This is a genomic window from Bacillus sp. NPDC094106, from assembly GCF_044764345.1.
In the GTDB taxonomy this organism is placed as follows: Bacteria; Bacillota; Bacilli; order Bacillales; family Bacillaceae_G; genus Bacillus_A.
In genome coordinates, this window is sequence record NZ_JBIWHY010000003.1 from 185,434 (window position 1) to 208,513 (window position 23,080).

Genomic DNA, 23,080 nt, shown 5'->3' on the forward strand with positions numbered 1-23,080 from the left:
GAACAAGAAGATAAATAAGAGCTAGCAGAAATGAATCAAGCATTTCAATCCTTATAAATTAAAAACAGCTTAACCATTTTGAACCTCTAATTGTTAGACACAGTCTACAATCAGAGGTTCAGTTTATTTCGATATTACGGTCTTTCTTTCAAAATATGTATGAAGACGGTACTCACAAATCTCCTTCGTCCATCTAAATAAAAGATCCTCATCTTCTTTTTGAACATCCATATTTAAAGAAAAAGAAGTTTCATCAAATAATAGTAACCCTTTTGAACTGCCGCTCCATTTTGTCATCGGCATTGTCGCAATTAATTTACTAATCTTTTCTTCATCATATTCCCACATACGCTGCGCTTGCTTATCGCTAAAATCAATACGCCTGCGATATTCTTTTTCCATTAAGAAATGGTGGAAAAACGGTGCTACTTCTTGCGGTGAAATTGGAGTATACCACTTCTCTTCTCCACGTTGTAACATTGCCGACAGCAACAGCATTTTATAGCTTTTTGCCATCCCTGTTTTTTCTACTTCTTGTAGCCATGCTTCATATCGCATAAATACTTCTTTTTCTTCCTCTGTTAACTCATCGCTCCAAGCTAAAAAACCAACATACGATTTAAACTCTTGACGATACTCTTTACTCTCTTCTGTGCCAAGCTTGTGCAATTCTAGGTACGTTGGTCTGCGCCCTAATTCCATTTTTACAGTTTGATAGCAATGCAGCAATTTCTCTTTTCGCGGCATTCTTTTTTTCATTAGTTCATCTAACAACTGTTTTGCCTCTAACTCAAACTCTACTACACAGCCATTTGGTAGAATGTTTTCCGAACCACCGCCCTTAGTCTTACCTCCATCAACACGAAACATTTGCATTTTTACATCTGCATTTCGATAATTGGCAATTAAATCGATCACGACGCAATATTCTTTTTTCTCATGTAATCGTAATCCACGACCAATTTGTTGTGTGAAGATTGTTAATGATTCTGTTGGACGAACGAATAAAAGCGTATCTACAGAAGGAATATCAACACCTTCATTAAATAAATCGACCGTAAAGATTGCATCAAGTTCTCCATTATCTAGTAAAGCAATCGCATCTTCTCTTGATACATCTTTCGTTCCAGAATGAAGAGAAATTGTTTGATAACCATTACGATTAAAGTATGATGATAAGAAATCAGCCTGACGAATACTAGAACAAAATACAATAGTTCTCGTTTTCTTATACTTCTTCCATGCCTCTAAAATATTGTCAGCTAACTCTTCTTTTAGCTGCACTTGAGCTAACTCTTCACTATCATACTTATTCCCAAGCCAACGTACATCAGCATAATCTGTATCATCATATACACCGTAATAATGAAACGGAGACAACCATCCACGCTGAATCGCTTCCATAAAATCAATTCGATACGCAACGTTCCCATCACAAATGGAATAAATATCACGGAAATCATTACGATCTGGTGTCGCAGTTATTCCTAACAAAAAGTTAGGAGTAAAATAATCTAACACCTTTTGATAACTATTTGCTGCGGCATGGTGGAATTCATCGACAATAATGAGGTCGAAATCATCAGGAGAAAAGTTTTCTAAATGACGCTTCCTGCTTAACGTTTGGATAGATGCAAAAATAACGTCTCGCTCTCCTTCTTTTTTTCTCCCGTTGTAAATTCCCGTTATCTTATCTTGAATCACACGTTGAAAAGATTTTTCCGCTTGATTCAAGATTTCTTCTAAATGTGCAATAAATAAAACCCGTTTAAAACGCTGCGCGAAAAAAGCAGCTAAATACGTTTTCCCAAGCCCAGTTGCCATTACAACCATTGCCTTGTTATAACCTTCTTCAAGCGTATTTTCTAATTGCTCCAAAGCTGGAACTTGTGCAAAGCGCGGTGCGATTGCCGTTTCATATGAAGCTATAGATTCTTTTTCAACTGCTGCTCCTGAATTAACACTATAATCTTCTCCAGCAGAAGGAATCGTCATCTCAATCTCCTCTTGCTTCGTCCATGTTCGAACTAAATCTGGATGCTTTTGATGAAATCCCTCATATTCCTGTCTGTACTGTTTAATGGTTTCTATATTCACCGCAATTGTAGATTCATGCGTATGAACATGTAAAAACTGATCAATCGCCTCTGAAAATGTATCCTCATCTACACTTTCCCTTACAAGTAAACTCCATTCCACACCACTTGTTAATGCTGACTTCGACATATTTGAAGACCCAACAATCATCACACCATCTGTCTCATGCTCAAACAAATACGCCTTCGGATGAAAGGATTTCCCTGCACTTTTCCACAAACAAAGCTCAATATTTGGGTGAATCTCATATAACTTCTCTAGCGCATCAGGCTGTGTAATATATAAATAGTCACCGGTACAAACCTTAATATCCACACCCTGCTCTGCTGCCTTTTGTAATGGCTCTACCAAAACGTTCACACCCGACTTCATTACAAATGAAGTTAAAATATAGATTGCCTTCGCTTCATCTATGTATTTCTCTAATTTATGTAATAAATTGCTTGTAATAGGCTGAACGTTAGTCATCCTGTACCTCAACTAAAAAGATGCGCTCTTGAAACCCACCGCGCTTTTCTGCTTTTTGCTTACGTACTTTCTCGACATCTTCAAGCGTTACACCTTCATGTTGTGCTAGTGCATTTACAAGTTCCAGTAAATCAGCTAATTCTTCTACTTTATGCTCGGGAGTCTCTGCTTCTCTATATTCTGCTAGTTCTTCTTGTGTTTTTTTACATACTTCTTCTATGTATTCTTTTTCATCTAGGATTCTTGTTGTGAATGTTTTTCCGTTGTTTTCGATGATTTGTGGGATGCGATCTCGTACTAGTTTGTTGTAAACTGGCATCTTGATTCCTCCAATATTTCTATTTTGATCCTATTATATCACACAGAAATTTCCGTTTCTTTGGAAGTAAGTATGTGATAATCATAGAAAAATCCAAACTTTCAGCCAGTAACACAAACTTTTCCTTCGGTGTTCAAGCATATAATGCTAAAAATTTTAAAAAAATCGTTTCATATGTACTATAGATTAAAAGGTTGGTACGTGTATGAATTGAAAAAATTAGGATTAATTATTATGAAGAGTGGAAATCGGGGAGTTCAGACACATATTTTGCGGAATTTGTTGTTAAAAGAGCAAAAAGAAAAGGAAAAAATAAGACCTCTATGCTGGTAGCATAGAGGTCAAGCGTTCACTCTGCTCTATAAATAAAAATCAACACTTTCTAGGTTATTCGAAGATTATTTTGTGTAATGTTCTTAGAATGTATCTAAAATGTGATGGACCGATCACTTTTCTACTAAATTATGAGAAGTATTTTTTATTAATGGACTTTTCACTTAAAAACCGCTATAAAAGTGTGATAAAAGAAAGGATTAGAATCTCTGATTATTATGATAAACATTAAAAGTATCTTTTTATACCCATTTCTCATACTGATTAAATTCAGCTCAAAATATTCCCATCCCTAATATAAGAATACAGCTTGTTATCAACAGCATGCTCCATAACCATATTCATTGTAACAACAGGTAGTTCTTTTCCATTCTTGTCTTGCATTTCAGTTTGTTGCACACTATTTTTATCAGGACCTGCCTTACCTAAATAGTAAAAGTCACTTCCCTCATCATCATCTTTTTTCACAAAGATATGAATGCCAATGTTGTTTTCTTCTGCTCCAATAATTGTTTGAACTTCTCCCGATTTCAATGTTCTATTACTTCTGGTATACCATTTAAGAACTTCTTGATTGAGAAACTCATCACCATAATTCACACTAGACTCTACCTCATCATTTTTGTGGTACGTGATAAATATTGGACAAGTATGATGTTTGGTTTTATAACCATACATCGTTGAGTTTTCATCATTAGCCCAATTTAATAACCTACAAGCATCTTTTCTAGAATATTTTCTGTATAAGGTAAGCGGTTTGTTAGACTCATATAATTTACTCTTCACTTTTGCACTTCGAACAATATCAATAACCATATCTTTAAAATAATTATTTTGCTTCAAACTTTCACGAATTGAATCATTAAACATATAATCCTTACGTTCAGAACAAGTAACAATTGGCTTTTCTCCATATTTTTTCTTGCCATTTTGCATGAAGAATGACAAATCAAAAATACGTTGAACAGAAGCTATCGTAGCATCATCGGTTTGACAATTAGATTCCATTAAACAATTGAGGTACTGATCATGGTTAACCTTTTCTTGGCGTAATAACAAATCTAACAAAATAATTTCATGTTTGCGTTTTCCATTCAATACTTCTAATGAGAGCATTGTTAAAACCTTATTCTCATAATCTGTTAGCGCTGGAACTCCTTCTTTCATTTTTAATAAAAATTGATAGTAATTCGAATGTCTTTCAGCAAGCACAATAGGATCAATAGAGTGGTTTAATATAAAGTCGTAAAGATACGGAACTCTTCCTATTCTATTTTTCAATTCAACAAAAGCTTCTTTTAAGATTTTCATTTCTGTTAAATTACTATTATTAATCGCTTTAAAAATTTGTTTTTTCGCTATTTCTTCAAAGTTAACCGTTGAGATACCTTTAATATAGCTTGTATCATTTGTACGTCTACGTATATTGTCTTTGTTTTGTGATTTGTCTCCTGAAAGAGCGATTGGAATTAAATAATTATTTTTATAATTACCAATGAAATCAATGATCGTAACGAAATCTTTGGAATTATGCTTACGAAGTCCCCGTCCAAGCTGCTGAATAAAGATAATACTAGATTGAGTTTGCCTTAACATGATCACTTGATTAATACTTGGAATATCAATTCCTTCATTAAAAATATCTACAGTTAAAATATAATCAAGTATACCATTTTCTAATTGGTTTACTCGAAGCGCTCTTTCTTCTTGAGAATGGTCACCTGTTAATGCCACTGTGCAGAAACCTTTTTCGTTTAGTGCACGAGATAGTTGCTCGGCTTCCTCTTTTCGACTGCAAAACATCAATCCTGTTACTTTTCCACCAGAAAAACCATAGTATTGAACCTTTTCAATTATATGATTTACACGTTCTTCAGTAACAAGATTCAATAAAACTGTGGCATCATTTATCGTTTCTCCATTATATTCAAAATCCGTGACTCCAAAGTAATGAAAAGGGCAAAGCATATCTTCTTCAAGTGCTTCTTGTAAACGTATTTCATATGCAACATTGTAATCAAATAACTCATAAATATTGAAGTTATCTGTCCGTTCAGGTGTAGCAGTCATTCCCATTAAAAATTTAGGTTTGAAATAATCTATAACGTTCTGATAAGATTTCGCCCCTACTTTATGAACTTCATCTATTAAAATATAGTCAAATACCTCGGGGTCAAATTGAGATAAATTTTCTTCTTTTGAAATGGTCTGAATGGTAGCAAATAAATATTTAGCATCTGTTTGCTTATTCGAACCTGATAGAATCCCAAAATCTTCTTCAATTCCACCCAGAATTTTTTGGAAATCTGATTTTGCTTTATGTAATATTTGCTCACGATGAACAATAAATAGCATGCGCTTAGGAGCAAAACGTCTCACATCAAATGCTGAAAGATATGTTTTACCCGTTCCTGTTGCTGAAATAATTAATCCTTTTTCTTTTCCAGCATCTCTAACAGCTTGTATTTCTTGCAGTGCCGCCTGTTGCATTTTATTTGGAACAATTTTCAAAGCGTCTTCAATAGAATTATTATATTGACTAGGTAATTCTATAACTTGATCCGTTACCTTATAATCCACTTGCTTGTAAGTTTTTTCGTAATTGTTAATCCACTCTTCAGTTAATGTTTGAGCATCTTTCCACACTTCTTCAAACTGACTTTTGAAATGATGGACAATCTCTCCATTTTCATGCGATGTTAGCTTTACATTCCATTCATAGTTTACCTTTAACGCATGTGCTGTTAAATTAGAGCTTCCAACAATCAACGAATAGTGGGTTTTGTGGTTAAATATGTATCCTTTTGAATGGAAACCTGCTAAATTTGTTAATCTTACTTCTACATTTTCAATTTTCATTAGTTCTCTAAATACTTTTGGTTGGTTGAAATTTAAAAATGTTGATGTTAATATACGCCCTTTAACTCCTTTTCGCTTAAGATCAAGAAAATGAGATTTTAAAGTAGCAAGACCGCTTTCAGTAATAAAAGCGACTGAAAAAATAAAAGATGTACTATTTTCAATCTCTTCCAACAATGAACTTAAAACGTTTTCATTTTTTTTCGTGTTATTTACTAATAGCTTTGGTTTATAACTTCCAGATTGACTATACTTTTGATCGATAAACCCCTTATATAAAGAGGCTTCTAATTTTTGAATAAAATTCTCCATATGATCACCATTTTTGACAATTTTTTATACTAATTGTATTACTCACTGTTTTAGAGTGCAAATTTATTATGAAATTTAAAAAGCTATTCACATATAGTGAATAGCTTAATATGCTTTTTAACAACATTAATTTACAAAAGATGCCTTTGATAACTTCTCAATAGTCGGAATATCAGCAGGTGCCCAATCTAAAGTTGCGAGCTCATTTGGATGTAGCCATTTTATTGATACATGTTCAGTTAAAACTGGACTTCCTTCCATAAGCTTGCAATAAAAAGTTTTCAAATGAACGATGCCAAAATCATATTCATATACTGTGTAATCAATTTGTTCACCAATCTGTACTTTACAATGCATTTCTTCACTAATTTCACGTTGTAATGCTTCTTGAGGTGACTCTCCGTCTTCTATTTTCCCGCCTGGAAATTCCCACTTAAGAGGTAGTGCTTTAGCTGTTCCTCTTTGCGCACATAAGATTTTCTCATCTTCAACAATTACTGCTCCAACAACATAAATATTCTTTTTCATTATGTCCTCCTTAAACTCTGTAATGCACGTTTTTTATATTTTGTACCATACAAAGGGTTCTTTCTATATATTTTAACGATTAATATGCTTTAAATCAGTGGAAGTAATTTTTCGCACATACTATTTTACCTCATCCACTATCTTAGATTAGCCTATCATTAATATTAATAGAAATATCCCCAGAATGAAAGAGAAGTTAGATTAAGAAACCTTGATATCAAAATAGAATTCAATTAACAATCAAAGCGATTTTCCTCTTACCTAAACTAAGCTTTCAAAACAGAAGTAGTGCTTTGCTTGCCTACTCACTCAAAAGAAAAAAGACGTTTACTTGAAAGATACCCATAGTAAATTTCATCTAAAAGAAAACAACTTTCCTAGCAAGCCCAAATGTCATCAATGCTTCTTCTGGCAATCGTTCTAAATCCTCAAATAGCATATCTACAAACTCTTGTCCATTAATAAAGCCTATATTTTTATTCTCTTTGGCAGCGTATTCTTGTGCAAGTGCTTCGGCATCTTTCCCCACTATACCGCTCGTCACAATAATTCCATGATCACCCGCATCCATTGAATCAGCTAATTGCTTTACAACCCAGCTCTGCAAAGCGCCTCCACCTATATAAAAATGCTTTACTTGAATTCGAACAGTAAGACCACCAGGTAATTCAGCTAACAAATCAGTGTCTCCAACTTCACTACTAGTTGTAGAGAGACGATATAAACCTGGATAGTATAGAGATAATAGTGTACATACCGCATTTTCAAAACTACTCGAAGTAACACCGAATAATCCACCAGCTTGCAATTTCTCCAAATATGCATTCTTCATCTCAATATCAGTTTGTTCAGAGAAGTAGTGCTTTTTCTCTGTAACAATCTCATGAATATCTTCATAATAAGTCGAGTAAAGCGTTTGTCTTCCTTTTAAAGAGTCGAACAGGCGGCCTGTCAGCATGTCCCTAGGTATTGCTTTCTTTTCATATAGCCATTCCACCCATCTTTGATGCGGATAACCTTCTTCGCCGTTGTCAACAGATTCATCATACTTATAGCTTGAGACAATGCGCCCAATATAAGCAAATCGACCGTCTGGGACAAGAACATAATCTCCTATCTCCATCTCTTGTAAAAAGCGATAAATGACACCTGCCTTTTGGCCAAGTGCTTTTGGTGAATATGTATACTTATCCTCTACCTTCTTTTTAACTTCGTCTCTTTTGGAAACCCCTGATAAGTCTCCAATACCAGGCCAACCAATTGCGATTATCCCATTGCCCGTATCCTGATGTTTATGTTTAGTTAAAAATTCCTTCATACGATTCACACCGTGCGGAAATGGTCTAACAACCCATGCTTTTCCCATCGTAATTCCCCCTACTCCTAAATATATTTCATAATACAGTCAAACTTCCATCAGTGGCGTTTTCTTACTGCCCGTTAATACTAGATAAAAAAGAATTTTTTTAATCTACTTTCCTCTTACTTGCAGACAACTGCGCCGTATACCGACAAGAAGGAAAATTACTACATCCTAAAAAAGTCCCTTTTGAACCTTTTCGTTGTACTAAATTCCCGTTGCACCTAGGACAAATGTGTTTCTGAACTTTTTGTTTTGCTTCTTGTTTGTTCATCTGAATATTTTTTACGTGCTGCTTTTTTATATTCTTGTCAGTGATATTAGCTTGCTGAAGTGTTTGATAGATTTTTTTCATTTGACTTGGTGAAAGAATTTGCTCTGTATGATTACGAATATAGGTTGCTACTTCAGAAAAATAGGAAGTATATACATGCGATGAGGTAATGTTAATCTTTTTCAAATCACTCGAATCACTAAATGTGATTAGGGAAATGAAAGGAATCTCCTCATTATTCAATACATGTTGTATCGCTTTGATATGACCATAATTTTGCCAAACGGGATTATGGAACTTGTCTTTCCTTTTAAAATTAACTTGCGTCCATTTTGGATCCCATTCGTTCCCAAATATCCAACCTTTATAATTCTTTGTTTCTATGACGAAAATACCTGATTGCGCTATAACAATATGATCAATTTGTGTCGTTTTTCCCTTTTCTGCCCTTAAAGTTATATCATGCATGAGCAAATATTTATTCGTATCTAGTTTAGATAAGTATTTCCGAACCTCTTTCTCACCAGCACGTCCTTTTATGTTAGAGAGGTTTGCTGCACGATACATCATTACCCCTACAATTAAAAATGCGAACAGAAACATTGTGAACATATACATTACCATAACTTTTTACATTCTCTCCTTTTATGCACCAAAAACAATTTAGATGAATATACTTATTTTACAATTTATATATAATAGTAATTGATGTGTAATATGTATTTCTCATATATCACTTATAGCACCATTTTTGCTAGAACTAGTAAATACACACCAATCATATAAAAACCCCGAATGATGAACTATTTCAAAGCATCCACAATGCAAGGTATAATTCACATCAGAATGCCTTTTTACTCAAACTAAAAATATCTTATTCTTATACTGTTGCTTTAAGCTTTCCTTGATTGGCCTTTACGCTTAACTTAATTAACCTCTCTCGATCTATTAGTACCACACGATTAGCAGTAGCAGGTTTACGTGCTGCGGCTGTAAAATTACTATTCGTAACAACCCATGTTTCATTAGCTTTATAGAATTCTTTTGCACCAACAATTTCTTGAACAGAACTAATTCCTACATTCTTCTTATAACGTTTTGCTTGCACTATAATTTTTTTGTTATTTTTTCGTAAGATTAAATCTGCTCCAAAATCGCCAGATGCCTTCGTAACTTGTGTTTGATAGCCAAGTTTTTGAAACAAAACACCTAAGTATTCCTCAAATTGACGACCATTCATTTTATCAATATCATAGATTTTTGATTGCCTAAGTTCTTTTAGTTTCTTAACGTGCACATAAATATATAACAATATAATAGCTGCTGATATCATTACGATCGGTATTAAAAATTCACGTTTCCACAGTATTGCAACAACTGTCATAACTAGTAGAGAACCTAATATAGAATCATCTTGCTTTCGTTTTGCCATCTTATCACCTCCGTTCTTTTGCCAAAATAACTAAGTTTAATAGGCTATATAAAATATAATTCCTAAAATAACCAAGGCAATAACACCTTTAATTATGGGCAGGATGCTATCTGGTATATAAGATTTAATGATTGCAAGTACAATACATACAACAAATACAGCCCCCAAAATCCCCCATGCATACCAAAGTATCTCTTTTAGTGATTGCGGTAATTCTACATTGAAATTCATTGCTTCTTCCTCTCCAAGTTTATCAATATATTACATTATATTGTTTTAAAAGAAGAAAAGCACTCACAATTAGCATTCAATTGCTATAACATATTACAGAATTCGTTGTGCTGATAATACTCCCCGTCTCACGTACTATTTCATTAAAATTTTAAGAGATATTCCTTTCGTTTGTATAATATTCTTCTTCATTCCTCTACTAAAATCTCAAATTTAGAAAAAATAGTTATTAGATGTTTAATTTTCTGAAAATTATTGAGAAATTTTGCATTACACCTATCACATTTCAAATTTATGGTATTTTAATAATAATCAAAACAGATAGAAAGAAGGGGGTTCCATGAGTGTTCAAGCTACTGGTAATGATCTAGTTACCAAATTGTTGAATGATTGGTATCAAGAAATAAGAGCACAACATGTAAACGAAGCTACACAATTAAAGAAAGAAATTGATGAAAAAATTCATAATATAGAAGATCAAAATTTATTATTGTATTACTCACTGTTAGATTTTAGATATAGAGTTCTAACAGATGGTTTAGGAATTTCAAAAAATGCTTTTGACAAAGTTGAATCGTTTCCGACGCCAACAGATACTTTGCTAGCTTATTATTATCACTTCTTCAAAGCAGTCCATTCTACTATACTTACTAATTACAATGAGGCTAGAAAGCATTATGAAAAAGCAGAAAACTTATTAGAACATGTTTTAGATGAAATGGAAATTGCAGAGTTTAATTATAGGGTTTCTTCATTCCATTACCAGATATATCAACCACTTTCAGCAATCCAATATGCAACGAAAGCAAATGAAATATTCTCCAAACATATAGGACATGAGATTAATGTAGCTTTATGTAAAAATGTTCTAGGGTTATCTTGTTCAGAATTAAAACAATACGAGCACGCAGAAGAATACTTTGCTTCTGCAATTAATATTTTACAAAAGCAAGATAATAAAATATTGCTTTTAAGAGTAAGACACAATTTAGGGTTGTTGTATGCAAGTCAAAATCTTTCTCCTTTAGCTATCAGACACTTATCAGAAGTCTCCAAAAATATTCCTAATCATTTTAAGGCAATTTTTCTAGAAGCCAGAGAACATTACAAATTAGGAGAAACAGAGACAGCTAAGGAACGAATTGAAACAGGATTGAAAGTTTGTAGAGAATTAGAAAATGATGAGTATCGGCATCACTTTTTGATTTTGAAAGAATTATGTCAATTTTCAACAGTAGAAAATATAGAAAAAGTGGTTCTTGAAGGTTTTTCTTACTTTGAAAGAGAAAGTTTAATGGAATATATGCAAGAATATGGAGAAATGTTAGCACTGGAATTTCATAAGAAAGCAAACATAGAAAAGGCTGAATATTATTTTTATAAAGCTTATGAAACAAGAAAAAAATTATTAGAAAAAGGAGCATTAAAATGATGAAAAAACTTAGTTTAGCTGTAATGGGATTGGCAGTTGCGGGTGTTTTATCTTTTGGAGCAAGTACTCTTTCTGAATCAAAGCAAGCAGGACACGCAGATCTTCCTGCACCAAAGTTTGATGTTAAACAATATGCTGCTCATGGTGATACTCCTGCACCTGCAAGACCGGATTTCTTATTAGCTGCTCACGGAGATACTCCTGCACCTGCAAGACAAGACTTCTTATTAGCTACTCATGGAGAAGCAATTTAAATAAACACATATAGCAGAAGAACTAATCCTATAGGTTAGTTCTTTTTTATTGTAGAAATAGGCTATTTCAAACTGAAATAGCCCCTCCACTTATCCAAACACCTTCATCTCATCTAAAAATGCGCGCTTATTTCTATGCTGTATTTCCAGTGCTTCTAAACGGCTTTGCCACACATCATATTCGTTTAATTTTTTGTCATAAATGTCTCTTGCTTTTTTAAAATGTTTGATAGATTCTCGGTAGCTCTTACGATTCCCATTCGGTATAAGTGAACAGCCTTTGTTCCAATAATATTCAATGATTTCTCTCGGATATTGATCCACAAGTTTGTCCGCAAAGCTGTCCCAATCTGTATATATATATCTACTCGGTTCAAAGATGGTTTTTAATATTTCATCATACATTTCCATGTCATAGCAGATTTCCAAATAATCTGTAGTACTTTCTTTTTGCACAATTTTTATCAGTTCTTCTTGTACTTCTGCCCAATCATTGGCAAAGAGATAGTTTTTTATTATGCAAAAATCCTCATAATACTGTTTGCCTCTGTAATTCGTACGAAAGGCTCTTAACAAAATGTGCTTTACTTGTTCATAATCGTTCTTCCGTTTAAAATACGCAAAGGCACGTTCTCGTATTAGATCAATATCTGATTGTTTTTGGAACGCCGTTTCTACCAAAGCGAGTATCTTACTTGTATCATTTTGCCCTGCATAATGATCGAATACAAATAGAAACAATTCCGTCAGTTTGCCTTTTCCATTTCGCAAACCAGTCTCAGCCGTTTCGACTGCTTTAGATGTATTATGCTGTGTTACATAATATTGCACCAAATCCCAATAGTCCATTCCATATTCCAAAGATTGTAACCGCAGCTTCAAATATTCTTCGTCATCTTGTAACTGATCTTGATAAATCCCCATGATGAGCTTCTTATGCCAAGAACTTGGATTCTTTTGAAGAAGCTTAATAACATGCTTCCAATCAGATTCCGAGTCACATATTTCATAGATTGCGTCTATCAGCATATCTCCTAATCCAGAATTGCCAATTTCATATTGTTTAAATATACGATTGATAAGAAGCCTTTTCTCTTCGGGCGGAATGGAATATTCAGAGCACATTTCAGTTACTTTATCCAAGTAATCACAAGCCTCATACTCGAGATCTTCAGGTCCACCACCATAATCGTTAAAATTACTAATAATCTCTTCTGCCCTTTCCCAATATTCCCAAAGTAGCTTGTTTGATAAAGGATCTTCCTTTTCGGTTCCCTTCTGCAGCGCATACCATTCCATTACAGCCATATTTATATCCATATACTGATCTGCCAAGTGCTTCACTAATTCAATCAATTCTTCTTTCTCTAATTCCTTACACAAATCTTGTAATGATAATTCTTTTGCCATATACTCACTTCTCCCTAACGTTTTCACTACATATTACTTCCTTGCAACATACATCTTTAAAACGCCATTAATAAACTCCAAGTCCAATTCCTCTGGATCAAATTCTCCGAGCCATTCTTCCATCTCTTCGTCTAGTTCGCCTTCTCCGTTTCGTGCGGTTTGGATTTCGTTATACATGTAAATGCCGCCGCAATCTTCAGGTGGACATGCGCGCTTCCCTTTTGTACATGTAGGAACAGCAATCTTCCCATCCATCGGCAATATTTTTTCTAGTACTAGCTCGTGTTCCCAATTATCACCGAAATCATATGTATACAGACATTTTTGCTTTTCTGCTATTATCAATTCTCCTACTTGTGTCTCTTCAGCGTCATATTTTACCGAAGGAGATGGAAAGAAATCAAATGAATCATGCGGGATTTCAACGTGCGCGTCTCCAGTATCAAAACTGTATAAATGATAATTTTGCCATCCCATTACAATCTGAATAATGGTATGCAATTCTTCAAAGGTTACTTGATTATCAATAAGAAACCTTCTCCAAATCGGTGGACGAATTCCCTTTAATGTAACCTTAAATTGATAAATAGCAGGTTGTACAGGTCTTCGTTCTCTTATTTCCTCTACCTCTTGTCCACTAACAAATTTTACAATCTCTGCCAAACGTTCTTTTTCTGCAGATGGCATGACTTTCCAAAGGTCATCTTTTTTTATTTCCTCAATGAGCTCTAATACAATTTTGTTTATCAACATTTTGAAACACCTTCTTTCTTTTTTTCATAGCTTATAGGAATCATTATAAACGCTTTTCAAGCATATATAATCACTGATTGACAGATTTTCTAATCTACACCGTCTTGCTCACAGGTACACCCTATCACCATTAATCAATAAAACGATATCGACCACTCTTACAAATATATCGGCGCTTCGACATAGAATATCGACCTTCCGACAAATTTCGTCACACAAAAAGAAAGAACGATTCTTTTAATCGTTCTTAACTGAATCCGATATTACGTTTAAGATTAGCTGGATTTCTTAAATATATAAATCACATTACAATCTTATAATTCTCTTCGCCTTCTCAGCCAACTCTAAGTCATGTGTTACAAACAAAATTGTTTTTCCTTCGTCATTCATTTTTTTTAAAATATCAAAGACTTGATCTCTATTTTTTCGATCTAAGTTACCGGTTGGTTCATCGGCAAAAATGTAATCACATTTCTTTAAAATCACTCGGGCTAACGCTATTCTTTGTTGTTCTCCGCCGCTAAGTTCAAAAATTTTCTTTTTCTCGTAACCGGGAAGACTTACTTCTTTTAGTGCTTGTTGTATCTGTTCTTTTTTATTCACTTGCTTTTGATATTTTAAAGCAATTTTTAAATTTGTTTCGACTGTTTCATTTTCGATGAGAGCATAGTTTTGAAAGAGATATCCAAAATGATTGCGTTGTAATAACAACGTTTGTTTTGCATTCGGATTGATTTGACCATCTATCACAATATCTCCTGAATCAGCTTTTTCTAATAAACCAATAATATTTAAAAGTGTTGTTTTTCCACTTCCGCTTTCCCCAACAATTGCAATGAAATCGCCTGTTTCTATTTTTAGATGAAAATCTTCAAGTATCTTTTTATCATGAAATTGTTTATGAATCTGTTTTAGCTCAATCATTATTAATGCTCTCCTTTAATAATAGAATTGAAAGTTTTTTTGTTTAATCTTTTATCAAACACATAACTTGCGAATAGTTCTAATAGGATAATACCAATTCCTGATAAAAGGATAATATTACCGAAATAAAAATACATAATGATTATTGGAATCACATTGATACCTAAGAGTAAACAAATAATTAATTTATTTCTCTCAATAGAACTATAACCAAATATTTTTTTTATGTATAATTCTAGTTTGTTTTTTTGATAGTAACTAGATACTGTGTTATACGTAATCACTACATTGGCTACAATGAGCATGATAATAAAAACGAGCAACTTTTCTTTTTCCGCTCTTAAATCCTGAATTTCTTGACCATGCTTATCGTATAATGAATCGATACTCTGAATAGATGATTGAGCATGACTCTTATTAATTGCTGGTGAAATAAAACTATACGGATCTTTATCCGTTGATTCAAAATAAAAACATCTAGAAACATAGGATAAATAGAAGGAAGAATGAAAATTCCCGGTATCAACAATCACTATAGGATCTTGAATCGTATTTTTATTTTCTTCTGCAATCATTGAATCATACGTAAAATAGTTTTGATTATTTTCTGTATATATAATGTTAACCGATAAATCTTCTTCTTTAGTCGTATTTGCAGGTTTATTAAACTCTTCATTATAAATATTATCTACTTCTATTTTTTGAAAATAAAAATGTTTTCTATACTCATTTTTTATTGTGTTTTCATACTTTTGAAATTTTTTAGGGACTAATACATTCATTACATTTGGATCTCTTATAATCTTTTCTTCTATCGTACCGCTGCTTAATTCAATAGGATTATAATATAGATAATTTAAATTTATTGTTATGCTTTTACCAGAAGGCAATAATTCAGCATTTTTTCCTTCTGCGTTTAAATTATAAACATATTCACCATTAAGCATAGAATAGTTAGAAGCATCTATCATAAAACCTTTATACTCTTTTTCCATATTATGATAAAACTCTTTCATAACCTGACCCGTTTTATAATCTATTTCCCGATTATTTTCACCATTAAATGTTACTTTAGTAGAATACATATTTTTTGTCTTATTCCATAAAGATAGATTAGCTAATTTTTGATTTAGTTCATTCTGTATTTGATTCCAATTGTAAATAGAGAATAAGAGAAAAACGATAAAAATACACTTTAAACTATAATTCAAAAAGTTTACGAGTGTATAAGGTTTCTCACCTTTTATTTTGGATACATTCATACTTTTTATAAATGCAAACATAACAATAAAAAGAATAGGTATCGTTAAAATCAAAATGAGTATAAAAGTTATTATCCAGAACCATAAGGTTAAATCTAAATAATAATCTAAATCATTATTCAAAATATAGTAAAGACTAAATAATACATAAGATGTACAACCAGCTATTAACATGATTTTCGTCAGTTTTAAGAAAAAGTGACTAGCAATACTCCAAAGAGTATGACCTAACATACGCATAATACTCAATTCTTTTAATCGATCAATTAAATAATGCGTAATCGCTATATAAGTACATACGGTCACCAAGATTATACACAGTATTTGAAATATATCGAAATTGAATACAGACGAATTATTTTTCGCATGCACTTCTGCATGGGCAACATCTTTATTTATTAAATTGAGAATAGATTGTATGGTTTCTGGATCTTGAGTAGATATATGATATACACCGTTTCCACTAAACGTTTTATATTCATCAAAATTTCGAATGGTAATCTCTATGTTAGAATCTATTTGCTTCATTACACCGACTTGTTTCTTATCATCAACCTCAGAAGTACTTACAAAATCTTTAGAATATTCCTTTTGGAAGCTCCCTTTTTTCAAATCAACTTGATTGCGGAGACTAACATCCGTTGTGTATACAACAAGATTATTCCCGCTCCTATACATATATTTCGAAATACTTACATCATGTTCTTTTGCTAGTTTCTTGAAATATTCAATATAATTTTTGGAATGAGGTTTACTTTCTTGGAAATTTACGATGATACTAGTTGTGTTTTCATATAATAACTTATTCACTTTAAATTCTTTAAATATATTTACTCCCCAAATTGCGACAAGTAATAGTAAAGTAGTAAATAAAACATAAATAATCTTTTTCATGATGCCTCCCTCCTTCAAAAACAAAATTATAACCTAAAATATAACTAAAATGGAATATTAATGATTCTGTATACATTTATCTTACAGATTTACTTTTAAATAGGGAATACATTTCCAAATTTGTTCACTAAACTATCAATATAAGGGGCTCCAATAATATCTTAAAAAATATGTAACTAGAAACAAGAGAGGTTTTTAACCTCTCTTGTTTTTTTGTATTTTATCTATAATTATAATTTGCTTTATTTGTACCCTTACTTGTCCAAGGTAAGCTAGCCGTACTGAATTGATCTTTTGGCTTCCAACCACCATCTTTATAATCGCCTTCACCATTTGTTACTGATGCGCGGCCTTGTTTCGTATAGTGTTTGTAAGACGAATATACTTGGTTGTCTTTTTTCCCTCTAATCCAATAGCCACCATCTTGAGGACCCGATGTAACTCCCTTAACATTACTTTCGTCGAAAGTTTTACTAGCCTTTAATTGATCATTTTCATACACAATTTCAGATTTCCCAGAAGATTGCTCTGCAGCAAATACACCTGATGTCATTGGAATAGCTAACATTCCTGTTGCAATTACACCTACAATACCCTTTTTAATACCTTTTTTCACAACATATCGCCCCTTTGATTGTAATTGTAATACAACTAAACATTACCATTTAATTAGAATTATTGGAATATAAAGGGATTTTTATCAACGAATGATAGAATGTTCTGATATATTATGACATCTAGAAAAAATCAGCAGTCTTACCAAAAGACTTTATAACAACAAAAAGGAGCTAAACTATATATGTTAGCTCCTTTTACTTACAAATTATTTAATTATAAAAGAAACGATTACTAAAATGACAAGCAAAATTCCGCTTAATAATTGCCCTATTCCAGAAGCCTGTCCAAGAATCAATAAATTGAAAAGGTTTTTTCTTGTTTGGGTTTTTCCTACGAATGCATCATCCCTTTTCATTCTATATATACCCCATAAAATTAATACTACTCCAAAAACGATACCGAATAATTTTAAAGCCATATATTTGCCTCCATCTATTATTTATATATTGAATTTTTTTTAAACAACAAAAGTTGTTGTTACCTATAATCTCTAAAAAATTTATTATTACTTCTTACAATTTCATTATTACATCTAAATATTAAACAAACTATCTAACAACCTTACATAAAGATGACAGTTCTGTAAGAGTGAAATTTAAAATTAATGTTCGGAAGTTTATCTTAGCTTAAATACCTTTCAAATTTCTTGCGTAAATGTTACAAAAGTCTTTCACAAATTCTTTCCCAAAAACGAAAGTTATAAATTCCTAAACATATACTGTTTAAAAGCAAAAAAGGAAGTGATCTTATGTACTACGGAACAAAAGGTTGGTACGTAGCTGAACTGAAAAAGTTAGGAATTCGTTATCATGAAGGGCGAAAACTCGAGAGTTACCGAGGGCATGTTTTACGTAATTTATTGGCTGAGCAACAGGAAAAAATGAAAGATTAATATGTTCACGAATAATAAGCAAGAAACCAAATGTTCATCTGGTCTCTTGCTTATTATTTTTGTGGCTTAATATAAGGAACGATTTGTGCAGTAGCCCCTACAGAGGCACCACGAATAAAATCTTGATTTTCTAAGGCTTTAAAGTTTTGTGTTTGACCAGTCAGCATTACCCCTAAAATTTTCACTTCATCAAACTGTTTATTTTTATTTACATTTAAAAACTTCTGGATTGTTTCGTCATCACCACTTTCGTCGAATTGTTTCAGTGAATCAATAAATTCATTGTATGCTTCTTTCGGTGAGTTTGATGGGTTAAATCCATAAACTGGCATACCAGCTGGCCCTTTACTTTCATCTCCAATTGGTGATGTCATATACAACCATACGATGTTTAAATTATCGGGAATTTTCGCTTGAATTTCTTGTAATGTATACGGTCGATCGAAAGAAATCGCAACTTCCGCAACGTAATTTTCCATTTGTGAAATTGCCCCTAAATCATTTCGCACACCATCATAGTACTTTTTAATAGACGGATTATAAAATGTTGAAACTTTATTCTTTGTTTGTTTATCATACTCATAGAACTCCGTATCAGACCAATAAAATCCCGGTATTAACTCGTTGCTATCAATATGAAGGCGAAACCAATCATACGAACTTGTGAGTGTGCTCCATTGTACTAAATAGCCATTAATATTTTTAGAACGATTCGTTACAATATTGCCTCCAAACATAGAGGTGTTACTCGTAACTTGAGAATCGATTTGAATATTAGGTTCGGCAATTTTATTATGTAAAAAGAGCTGTTCATGAAGCTTTGTAGAACCTTTCGCCGCAAAGTAATTTCCAGTTTTATAAATGACTGGTAATAGAACAATGACAACGATAATTGAAGTAATAACAATTTTTAGTAATTGTTTTCGCTTCGCTTTTTTTAAAGCATCTTTTAACGAAGTGTCCATTAATGTTTTCCTCCTATCTTTGAGTGAATGGATTTACGTGCCCGAAATAATTTTTGCTTTACACTACTTACTTTAATGTCCAAAATAACCGCAATTTCTTCATATGAAAAATCATAGTAATACTTTAAAAAGAAAACTTCTTTATATTCTTTTTTGACGTCTTTTAATAAATGAAAAATCTCATCCTTATTTAAAATGGCATCAAATTCACGGTCTGTATGTTGGAGCTTTGAATGAATTTCCTCGGTTAAGTAGATGTTCTGCTGCTCCTTTTTTCTTTTCAAGTCAATATATTCATTGAGTGCTACTCTAAAAAACCACGGACGTATATTGCTCTCTGTTAGATCATCCAATAGTGTGTACACTTTGTAAAAAGTATTTTGAATTATATCTTCAGCATCTTCTTTTTTGGCCCCTTTCACTAGTAATAGGTTGAACACTTCCTCCCCTAAATTGATGAGATAGGAGGCAAGTATATTTTCTTTTTTCATCATTTGTCCTCCCTATACTTATACAACGAATAAGCAATGATAAATGTATACACTTACATGAAAAGTTTTTGGGTTGTTAACGGAGGCTATGTCCGAAATTAAATAAATTTATTAATCAACTATTCGATCCTGGACTGATTATCCCCTTAAAGCAAAGGGTTTTCTTGTTTGCTTTAAGGGCATTTTCTTATAGAGAAAAGAAAAACGTTAAAGTGGATATTATCAAGTAAGAAGTTAAATGATGGATGAATTTCATTCAGTTATGGAACGATATACATATATGAAAGGAGATGGATTTCTGTTGTATACATATAGCTTATACGATTCCGGGGATTCTTTTAGTATCAGTAAGTCTTATCATATCAAATGTGAAATTCCTCCACACAGATTTAGGGCGATTATGATGGAGTTTCGCCGTAATAAGGAAATAGGAGAAAATATTAAAGAATTTGTCGCATTTATGAAACAGGAATTTGGTGGAGAATTCGAACTGTTTGAGTATGACGATATTGTACAGTACGATGCCGACCAAGAGAATAGCATGATACTAGCAAACCTGCTGGATCAGGCAGATAAACATGTATGACAGAAAGAAGAGGCAGTTCCAATGAACCTGCTCTCTTCTTTTTGTTATTGGTAAAGTTTCTGTAGTACTTAAAGAATGGTTAATAATGAAAAACACAATAGCTATTCCTCAAGTTAAAGCGACCTCTATATTTGAGGTCTTTTGTTATGCATTCTTTACCCTTTTAACAATTATATAGTCGGATAAAAGCATTTATTTTACCCGTTTCTATACATAGAAAAACGATTGGGGAAGTATTTCGTGTTATGCTATTTATAGATTATTTCGAAGTGAGTGATAAGTATGAGTATTTTTATTTTGGAAGATGATGTGATCCAAGCTCAGCATGTGAAGCGGCTGGTGGAGGAAATTTGTGAGAAATATTTGCTGCCGTACGATTTTATCGAGGTGACAAGTAAGAGCGAACACATTATTGAAAAGATTCCGCTGACGACTTATGTACCGATTTATTTTTTAGATATTGAGATTAAGAGTGAGGAGCGTAAAGGTTTACAAGTCGCACAAGAGATTCGCAAATATGATGCGCAAGGTATTATTGTGTTTGTGACGACACATTCCGAATTTGCACCAATCTCGTATCAATACATGGTATCAGCTTTAACATTTATTGATAAAGGGTTGCCTTATGATGAACGCTACCGCGTGTTTGAACAATGTTTACTTCAATATCAAGCGCGCAACATGGCTGTTATTCCTACCGATGATTTTATTGTGGAAAACACGAATGCGACTGTACGTGTGCCGTTTGCAACGGTGGAATATATTATGACTGATGAGCCACATCGTTTAGCTTTAGTGACGACAGACCGCATTGTTTATTTTTATGGCACATTAAAAGAAATTGAAATATTAGATGAACGTTTACTTCGCTGTCATCAATCATATATCGTGAATACAGGACAAATGTCTTCCTATGATGCGGTGCAAAAAATGATCATTTTAAAAAATGGCAAACGCATTCCTGTGTCACGCCGTTTAGTGCGCAAAGTACGTCAACTGTTAAAGGGTGAGCTGTAATGAATGTTTATGATATAGTCGCGTTTATGTTGATTGGTATTAGCCATGTCTTATTATACCTTCAATTAATTCGTTATAATCGCCTGTCCTATACAATGGTAATCGCTTTAAGCATTGTCTTTACGATTTTACTTGGGATCGTTGTGACAGTAACAGGTTATCCTGAATTTAATATTATTATGTTGTTGCTGTTTCTATTAAGTTTAGGCTTGATACAAGACGAATTAACATTTATGCAAAACTTATACTTTGCATTAGTTAGTATGGTAAGCATTACATTAGTAAAAACGGTGTTGCTGGATTTTGGGATGAAACTGTTTATGTTAACACCATTTAATTTGTATTTATGGACAGGCAGCGTAATTCATCTCATCGTTTCGATTGTCATCGTCATTGGTATTGCACTTTGGTGTAAGCGGATTCGAAAACTTGCTCAGTTTATTGTAGCTAGCCCCCTTTATTATGTAAGCTATGTTCTTCTTGTTATAGGGCTCATCATAGAACTAATTTTGACTACGCCTTCCACCAATTTATTGGCTACATTACATCAACAGTATGGAAAAGTAAGTTATATTGCGGCGATCATATTATTTTTTGTGCTGCTGTTGATTGTGTTAATAAGCTCGCATTTGACAAAAGAAAAGATATTAGAAGAACATCAGGAGCGTTTAGATAAGGAACTACTAGATTATGTGGAGAAGTTAGAACTCATGCATGATGAATTGGCCAGTTTCCGCCATGATTATATGAATGTATTATTGGCGTTAGAGGAAGGCGTGCGCACGAAAAATGTAACGCAAATTGAACACGTTTATTTTGATGTAATCGCCCCTACCTCAAAACTGATAAACAATCGCGAGTTGGATATCGTGAAATTATCCCGAGTCAATATCCCTGAAGTGAAAAGTGTGCTAAGCGTAAAAGTGATTACTGCTCAGCAACAACAAGTAAAAGTGATGATCGATATCCCAAAAACGATTGAAACAATTGCAATGCCTGTTGTTACTTTTATTCGTGCCATTTCAATTTTATTGGATAATGCGATTGAAGAAACGGTTCGTAGTAAGGAGAAAATGTTGCAAGTTGCCTTCTTTGAAATGGAGGAACGACAATATTTTATTGTGCGCAATAGTTGTAAGCATGAAGCGATTGATTTACAGCAAATATACGAGAAGCGCTATTCTAGTAAAGATGAAAACCGGGGTTATGGGCTGTTTTCGTTAAAGCGTATGATTGATAAAACAGATCATGCAACGCTAGAAACAACTTTTGCAGCTCCTTATTTCACTCAAACTTTAATACTAAAAAAATAGTGATGCGAAAGCGTCGCTGTGTTTCATGACCATTTATGATGAAAAATGAACCGAGT

22 protein-coding genes are annotated in these 23,080 nt (G+C 33.0%); 6 read left to right on the forward strand and 16 right to left on the reverse strand.

Annotation, left to right across the window (positions count from 1 at the left end):
• Window positions 1-123: 123 nt before the first annotated feature.
• The 8 genes from ACIQ7L_RS05660 to ACIQ7L_RS05695 all read right to left on the reverse strand — a co-directional run bounded on the left by ACIQ7L_RS05660 (window position 124) and on the right by ACIQ7L_RS05695 (window position 10,213).
• Entirely contained in the window at window positions 124-2,565 is a 2,442-nt protein-coding gene (locus tag ACIQ7L_RS05660) for a DEAD/DEAH box helicase family protein (protein ID WP_400567386.1), read from the reverse strand.
• Window positions 2,558-2,884, reverse strand: a complete 327-nt coding sequence (locus ACIQ7L_RS05665) for a pyrophosphohydrolase domain-containing protein (RefSeq protein ID WP_400567387.1) — start codon at window positions 2,882-2,884, stop codon at window positions 2,558-2,560. The genes ACIQ7L_RS05660 and ACIQ7L_RS05665 overlap by 8 nt, the downstream gene beginning before the upstream one ends.
• 603 nt (window positions 2,885-3,487) lie before the next feature.
• Window positions 3,488-6,388, reverse strand: coding sequence for a DEAD/DEAH box helicase (locus tag ACIQ7L_RS05670; RefSeq protein ID WP_400567389.1), 2,901 nt, complete (start codon window positions 6,386-6,388; stop codon window positions 3,488-3,490).
• Window positions 6,389-6,514: 126 nt separating this feature from the next.
• Window positions 6,515-6,916, reverse strand: a complete 402-nt coding sequence (locus ACIQ7L_RS05675; RefSeq protein WP_400567390.1) for a (deoxy)nucleoside triphosphate pyrophosphohydrolase — start codon at window positions 6,914-6,916, stop codon at window positions 6,515-6,517.
• Between the two features lie 358 nt (window positions 6,917-7,274).
• Complete coding sequence (locus ACIQ7L_RS05680; protein ID WP_400567392.1) at window positions 7,275-8,282, reverse strand: restriction endonuclease; 1,008 nt, start codon at window positions 8,280-8,282, stop codon at window positions 7,275-7,277.
• A gap of 100 nt (window positions 8,283-8,382) precedes the next feature.
• Entirely contained in the window at window positions 8,383-9,174 is a 792-nt protein-coding gene (locus tag ACIQ7L_RS05685) for an NERD domain-containing protein (protein WP_400567394.1), read from the reverse strand.
• A gap of 256 nt (window positions 9,175-9,430) precedes the next feature.
• Window positions 9,431-9,982 carry a restriction endonuclease gene (locus ACIQ7L_RS05690; RefSeq protein ID WP_400567396.1) on the reverse strand — a complete coding sequence of 184 codons (552 nt, stop codon included), beginning with the start codon at window positions 9,980-9,982 and terminating at the stop codon, window positions 9,431-9,433.
• A 36-nt stretch (window positions 9,983-10,018) separates the two neighbouring features.
• Window positions 10,019-10,213, reverse strand: a complete 195-nt coding sequence (locus tag ACIQ7L_RS05695; protein WP_400567398.1) for a hypothetical protein — start codon at window positions 10,211-10,213, stop codon at window positions 10,019-10,021.
• Window positions 10,214-10,553: 340 nt separating this feature from the next.
• On the opposite strand from ACIQ7L_RS05695, the gene ACIQ7L_RS05700 reads away from it, so the two are divergent.
• Window positions 10,554-11,645 carry a response regulator aspartate phosphatase gene (locus ACIQ7L_RS05700; RefSeq protein ID WP_400567399.1) on the forward strand — a complete coding sequence of 364 codons (1,092 nt, stop codon included), beginning with the start codon at window positions 10,554-10,556 and terminating at the stop codon, window positions 11,643-11,645.
• On the forward strand, window positions 11,645-11,899 hold the full coding sequence (locus ACIQ7L_RS05705; protein ID WP_400567401.1) for a Phr family secreted Rap phosphatase inhibitor: 255 nt from the start codon (window positions 11,645-11,647) through the stop codon (window positions 11,897-11,899). The genes ACIQ7L_RS05700 and ACIQ7L_RS05705 overlap by 1 nt, the downstream gene beginning before the upstream one ends.
• A gap of 90 nt (window positions 11,900-11,989) precedes the next feature.
• Here ACIQ7L_RS05705 and ACIQ7L_RS05710 read toward each other — a convergent pair whose 3' ends face one another.
• The 6 genes from ACIQ7L_RS05710 to ACIQ7L_RS05735 all read right to left on the reverse strand — a co-directional run bounded on the left by ACIQ7L_RS05710 (window position 11,990) and on the right by ACIQ7L_RS05735 (window position 18,178).
• Complete coding sequence (locus tag ACIQ7L_RS05710) at window positions 11,990-13,309, reverse strand: hypothetical protein (RefSeq protein ID WP_400567403.1); 1,320 nt, start codon at window positions 13,307-13,309, stop codon at window positions 11,990-11,992.
• Window positions 13,310-13,342: 33 nt separating this feature from the next.
• Window positions 13,343-14,062, reverse strand: a complete 720-nt coding sequence (locus ACIQ7L_RS05715; RefSeq protein ID WP_400567405.1) for a plasmid pRiA4b ORF-3 family protein — start codon at window positions 14,060-14,062, stop codon at window positions 13,343-13,345.
• Window positions 14,063-14,368: 306 nt separating this feature from the next.
• Complete coding sequence (locus ACIQ7L_RS05720) at window positions 14,369-14,986, reverse strand: putative bacteriocin export ABC transporter (RefSeq protein ID WP_400567407.1); 618 nt, start codon at window positions 14,984-14,986, stop codon at window positions 14,369-14,371.
• A 2-nt stretch (window positions 14,987-14,988) separates the two neighbouring features.
• Window positions 14,989-17,142, reverse strand: coding sequence for a DUF1430 domain-containing protein (locus ACIQ7L_RS05725; protein WP_400567409.1), 2,154 nt, complete (start codon window positions 17,140-17,142; stop codon window positions 14,989-14,991).
• Between the two features lie 220 nt (window positions 17,143-17,362).
• Entirely contained in the window at window positions 17,363-17,758 is a 396-nt protein-coding gene (locus tag ACIQ7L_RS05730; protein ID WP_400567411.1) for a lactococcin 972 family bacteriocin, read from the reverse strand.
• 207 nt (window positions 17,759-17,965) lie between these two features.
• The gene (locus tag ACIQ7L_RS05735) at window positions 17,966-18,178 is read right to left on the reverse strand and encodes a hypothetical protein (protein ID WP_400567413.1); all 213 of its coding nucleotides are present in this window, start codon (window positions 18,176-18,178) and stop codon (window positions 17,966-17,968) included.
• Window positions 18,179-18,508: 330 nt separating this feature from the next.
• Between ACIQ7L_RS05735 and ACIQ7L_RS05740 the strand changes: the two genes are divergently transcribed.
• Window positions 18,509-18,652, forward strand: coding sequence for a YflJ family protein (locus ACIQ7L_RS05740; protein WP_400567415.1), 144 nt, complete (start codon window positions 18,509-18,511; stop codon window positions 18,650-18,652).
• Window positions 18,653-18,705: 53 nt separating this feature from the next.
• Here the strand turns inward: ACIQ7L_RS05740 and ACIQ7L_RS05745 are convergent, their stop codons facing one another.
• Together ACIQ7L_RS05745 and ACIQ7L_RS05750 are read right to left on the reverse strand one after the other, a co-directional pair.
• A complete protein-coding gene (locus tag ACIQ7L_RS05745; RefSeq protein WP_400567417.1) occupies window positions 18,706-19,617 on the reverse strand; it encodes a sigma factor regulator N-terminal domain-containing protein in 912 nt (303 codons plus the stop codon).
• Window positions 19,617-20,108 (reverse strand): RNA polymerase sigma factor, encoded by a 492-nt coding sequence (locus tag ACIQ7L_RS05750; protein ID WP_400567419.1) that lies wholly within the window; start codon window positions 20,106-20,108, stop codon window positions 19,617-19,619. Before ACIQ7L_RS05750 ends, ACIQ7L_RS05745 begins: the two co-directional genes overlap by 1 nt.
• A gap of 241 nt (window positions 20,109-20,349) precedes the next feature.
• Here ACIQ7L_RS05750 and ACIQ7L_RS05755 point away from each other — a divergent pair, with 241 nt between their 5' ends.
• The 3 genes from ACIQ7L_RS05755 to ACIQ7L_RS05765 all read left to right on the forward strand — a co-directional run bounded on the left by ACIQ7L_RS05755 (window position 20,350) and on the right by ACIQ7L_RS05765 (window position 23,024).
• Window positions 20,350-20,694, forward strand: a complete 345-nt coding sequence (locus tag ACIQ7L_RS05755; protein WP_400567420.1) for a hypothetical protein — start codon at window positions 20,350-20,352, stop codon at window positions 20,692-20,694.
• A gap of 282 nt (window positions 20,695-20,976) precedes the next feature.
• Complete coding sequence (locus ACIQ7L_RS05760) at window positions 20,977-21,711, forward strand: response regulator transcription factor (RefSeq protein ID WP_400567670.1); 735 nt, start codon at window positions 20,977-20,979, stop codon at window positions 21,709-21,711.
• Window positions 21,711-23,024, forward strand: a complete 1,314-nt coding sequence (locus ACIQ7L_RS05765) for a GHKL domain-containing protein (RefSeq protein WP_400567421.1) — start codon at window positions 21,711-21,713, stop codon at window positions 23,022-23,024. The genes ACIQ7L_RS05760 and ACIQ7L_RS05765 overlap by 1 nt, the downstream gene beginning before the upstream one ends.
• Window positions 23,025-23,080 lie beyond the last annotated feature (56 nt).

Coding starts and splice junctions, on each gene's coding strand:
- ACIQ7L_RS05690 (WP_400567396.1), bottom strand. CDS start 9,982: ATGGCAAAACGAAAGCAAGATGATTCTATATTAGGTTCTCTACTAGTT.
- ACIQ7L_RS05695 (WP_400567398.1), bottom strand. CDS start 10,213: ATGAATTTCAATGTAGAATTACCGCAATCACTAAAAGAGATACTTTGG.
- ACIQ7L_RS05735 (WP_400567413.1), bottom strand. CDS start 18,178: ATGGCTTTAAAATTATTCGGTATCGTTTTTGGAGTAGTATTAATTTTA.
- ACIQ7L_RS05670 (WP_400567389.1), bottom strand. CDS start 6,388: ATGGAGAATTTTATTCAAAAATTAGAAGCCTCTTTATATAAGGGGTTT.
- ACIQ7L_RS05665 (WP_400567387.1), bottom strand. CDS start 2,884: ATGCCAGTTTACAACAAACTAGTACGAGATCGCATCCCACAAATCATC.
- ACIQ7L_RS05710 (WP_400567403.1), bottom strand. CDS start 13,309: ATGGCAAAAGAATTATCATTACAAGATTTGTGTAAGGAATTAGAGAAA.
- ACIQ7L_RS05660 (WP_400567386.1), bottom strand. CDS start 2,565: ATGACTAACGTTCAGCCTATTACAAGCAATTTATTACATAAATTAGAG.
- ACIQ7L_RS05685 (WP_400567394.1), bottom strand. CDS start 9,174: ATGGTAATGTATATGTTCACAATGTTTCTGTTCGCATTTTTAATTGTA.
- ACIQ7L_RS05760 (WP_400567670.1), top strand. CDS start 20,977: ATGAGTATTTTTATTTTGGAAGATGATGTGATCCAAGCTCAGCATGTG.
- ACIQ7L_RS05715 (WP_400567405.1), bottom strand. CDS start 14,062: ATGTTGATAAACAAAATTGTATTAGAGCTCATTGAGGAAATAAAAAAA.
- ACIQ7L_RS05705 (WP_400567401.1), top strand. CDS start 11,645: ATGAAAAAACTTAGTTTAGCTGTAATGGGATTGGCAGTTGCGGGTGTT.
- ACIQ7L_RS05755 (WP_400567420.1), top strand. CDS start 20,350: ATGGATGAATTTCATTCAGTTATGGAACGATATACATATATGAAAGGA.
- ACIQ7L_RS05720 (WP_400567407.1), bottom strand. CDS start 14,986: ATGATTGAGCTAAAACAGATTCATAAACAATTTCATGATAAAAAGATA.
- ACIQ7L_RS05700 (WP_400567399.1), top strand. CDS start 10,554: ATGAGTGTTCAAGCTACTGGTAATGATCTAGTTACCAAATTGTTGAAT.
- ACIQ7L_RS05680 (WP_400567392.1), bottom strand. CDS start 8,282: ATGGGAAAAGCATGGGTTGTTAGACCATTTCCGCACGGTGTGAATCGT.
- ACIQ7L_RS05740 (WP_400567415.1), top strand. CDS start 18,509: ATGTACTACGGAACAAAAGGTTGGTACGTAGCTGAACTGAAAAAGTTA.
- ACIQ7L_RS05745 (WP_400567417.1), bottom strand. CDS start 19,617: ATGGACACTTCGTTAAAAGATGCTTTAAAAAAAGCGAAGCGAAAACAA.
- ACIQ7L_RS05675 (WP_400567390.1), bottom strand. CDS start 6,916: ATGAAAAAGAATATTTATGTTGTTGGAGCAGTAATTGTTGAAGATGAG.
- ACIQ7L_RS05750 (WP_400567419.1), bottom strand. CDS start 20,108: ATGAAAAAAGAAAATATACTTGCCTCCTATCTCATCAATTTAGGGGAG.
- ACIQ7L_RS05725 (WP_400567409.1), bottom strand. CDS start 17,142: ATGAAAAAGATTATTTATGTTTTATTTACTACTTTACTATTACTTGTC.
- ACIQ7L_RS05765 (WP_400567421.1), top strand. CDS start 21,711: ATGAATGTTTATGATATAGTCGCGTTTATGTTGATTGGTATTAGCCAT.